General features: G+C 72.3%; 3 protein-coding genes. All 3 read left to right on the plus strand.

What is annotated here, in order from left to right; translation table 11 throughout:
* Positions 1-8: 8 nt before the first annotated feature.
* Positions 9-866: a 4-hydroxybenzoate octaprenyltransferase gene (ubiA, locus tag FOY91_RS21065; RefSeq protein WP_145155989.1), complete on the plus strand. Its 858-nt coding sequence runs from the start codon at positions 9-11 to the stop codon at positions 864-866.
* 54 nt (positions 867-920) lie between these two features.
* Positions 921-2,267: a TldD/PmbA family protein gene (locus FOY91_RS21070; protein WP_145155987.1), complete on the plus strand. Its 1,347-nt coding sequence runs from the start codon at positions 921-923 to the stop codon at positions 2,265-2,267.
* The coding region (locus FOY91_RS21075; RefSeq protein ID WP_338062111.1) for an inositol monophosphatase family protein at positions 2,260-2,631 on the plus strand (372 nt) is incomplete at its 3' end. The genes FOY91_RS21070 and FOY91_RS21075, both read left to right, overlap by 8 nt.

Here is a 2,631-nt window from a genome sequence, read left to right on the forward strand (position 1 = left end):
TCGCCGCGATGCCGGCGGCGCTCCGCCCGTTCCTGTCACTGGCGCGGGTGGATCGGCCGGTGGGGGTGTGGCTGCTGTTCTGGCCGGGGGCGTGGGCGATCGCGCTTTCGGGTGGCGCGGTGACACGGTGGAACCTGCTGCTGTGGTTCGCGCTGGGTGCGTTCGCGATGCGTGGGGCCGGCTGCGTCTATAACGACATCGTCGATCGCGATCTCGATGCGCAGGTGGCCCGCACCCGCCTGCGCCCGCTGGCGAGCGGCCGGATAAGCCTGCGCGCGGCGTGGGCGTGGCTGGCGGCGCTGTGCCTCGTGGGGCTGGTGGTGCTGCTGCAGCTCGACCGGACGGCGCAGATCGTCGCGCTCGCCAGCATCGCGCCGGTGGCAGCCTACCCGTACATGAAGCGGATCACCTGGTGGCCGCAGGCGTGGCTGGGGCTGGTGTTCTCTTGGGCGGCGCCCGTCGGCTGGGCAGCAGTGACGGGCGGGCTGCCGATGGCGGCGCTGCTGCTCTACGGCGGGTCGGTGCTGTGGGTGATCGGCTACGATACGATCTACGCGCTACAGGATATCGAGGACGATACGCTGGCCGGCGTCAAATCCTCGGCGCGCGCGCTGGGTAGCCATGCGCGGGGCGGGGTGGCCGGCTTCTATGTCGGCGCGCTGCTGCTGTGGGGTGCCGCCTTCTGGGCGATCCGCCCGCAGCCGCTCGCGCTGGTGGCGCTGCTGCCGGTCGCGCTGCATCTGGGCTGGCAGGTGGTCGGGCTGGATCCCGCCGACCCCGCCGATGCGCTGCGCCGCTTCCGCGCCAACCGCTTCGCCGGGCTGCTGATGGCGCTCGCCTGCCTCGTCGTCGGCGCCGCGACGTGACAGGGCGCGCGATAAGGGGGTGACGGGGCGGGACGGCGACCCTAGATCGGGCTGATGCTCACCCCGTCTTCCGCGCTCGATCAGGTCGCCTCGCTCATCTCCGCCGCCACCCGTGCGGGTGCCGATGCGGCCGATGCCATCTACGTCTGCAATGCCTCCACGCAGGTGCAGGTGCGCCTCGGCGCGCTGGAGGATGTCGAGCGGTCGGAGGGCGAGGAGATCGGCCTCAGGTTGTTCGTCGGCCGGCGATCCGCCAGCGTCTCCTCGTCCGATCTATCCGCCGACGCGCTGGCGGCACTGGTCGATCGCGCGATCGCGATGGCGCGCGAGGCGCCCGAGGATAAATGGTCAGGCCTCGCGCCGGCAGATCGCCTGCTCTCCGGTCCGCTGGCGGAGGTGGAGGCGGACGACGGCGCGGATCCCGTGCCCGCCGATCTGCGCGCCCGCGCACTCGCCGCCGAGGATGCGGCCCGCGCCGTCGCCGGCGTCACCAACAGCGAGGGCGCATCCGCCAGCGCCAGCCGCTCGGTCTTCTCGCTCGGCACCAGCTACGGTTTCGCCGGGGGCTATTCCACCAGCGGCTACGGCAGCTCGGCCAGCGTGATCGCGGGCGAAGGGCTGGGGATGCAGCGCGACTACGGCTATCACAGCAGCCGTCACCTGAGCGGGCTGGAAGACCCGGCCGCGATCGGCCGCCGCGCCGGGGACCGTGCCGTCGCCCGGCTCAATCCGGGCAAGCTGGCGTCCGGCCAGATGCCGGTGGTGTTCGATCCGCGCGTCGGCTCCAGCCTGCTCGGTCACCTGACCGGCGCGATCACCGGGCCGGCGATCTCCCGCCGCACCAGCTTTCTGCTCGAACGGCTGGGCCAGCCGGTGTTCGCCCCCGGCATCACCATCCGCGACGATCCACACCGCCTGCGCGGCCTGCGATCGAAGCCGTTCGACGGCGAGGGGCTGCCCACGGCACCCACCGACATCATCGCCGACGGCGTGCTGACCGGCTGGCTGCTCGACAGCGCGTCCGCCCGCCAGCTCGGCCTCGCGCCCACCGGCCATGCCGTGCGCGGCGTGGGCGGGCCGCCGGGCGCGGGCACGAGCAACCTGTACATGATGCCCGGCGCGCTGCCGCCCGAGGAACTGATCGCCGACATCAGGCTGGGGCTGTTCGTCACCGAGTTGATCGGCCAGGGCGTGAACGGCGTGACCGGCGACTACAGCCGGGGCGCCTCGGGCTTCGTGATCCGCGACGGCGCGATCGCCGAGCCGGTGGCCGAGATCACCATCGCCGGCAATCTGAAGGACATGTTCCTCGCCCTCACCCCCGCCAACGATCTGGAATTCCGCCGCGCCAGCGATGTGCCGACGATCCGGATCGAGGGAATGATGGTGGCGGGTGCCTGAAACGCTGCTCGATGCAGTCAGCGCCGTCGCGCGCGAGGTGGGCGCGATGGTCCACTCCCGCTTCCGCGGCGAATACCGCCGGTGGGAGAAGGTGCCCGGCCACCCGGTCTGCGATGTCGATATCGAGGCCGACGCGATGCTGGCGGAACGGCTGACGAAGCTCGATCCCGATGCCGGCTGGCTCTCCGAGGAGACGGTGGACAGCGCCGAGCGACTGACGCGGGTTCGCGTGTGGCTGGTCGATCCGATCGACGGCACCCGCGATTTCCTGCGCGGGCGCGATGGCTGGGCGGTGTCGATCGCGCTGGCGGAGGGCGGGCGGCCGCTGATCGGCGTGCTCGATGCGCCCGCGCGCGGCCAGCAC

The organism is Alterirhizorhabdus solaris (assembly GCF_007785815.1).
GTDB lineage: Bacteria > Pseudomonadota > Alphaproteobacteria > Sphingomonadales > Sphingomonadaceae > Alterirhizorhabdus > Alterirhizorhabdus solaris.

Bases quoted from the DNA above. Each gene is read 5' to 3' on its own strand.
- ubiA (WP_145155989.1), top strand. From the start codon at position 9: ATGCCGGCGGCGCTCCGCCCGTTCCTGTCACTGGCGCGGGTGGATCGG.
- FOY91_RS21070 (WP_145155987.1), top strand. From the start codon at position 921: ATGCTCACCCCGTCTTCCGCGCTCGATCAGGTCGCCTCGCTCATCTCC.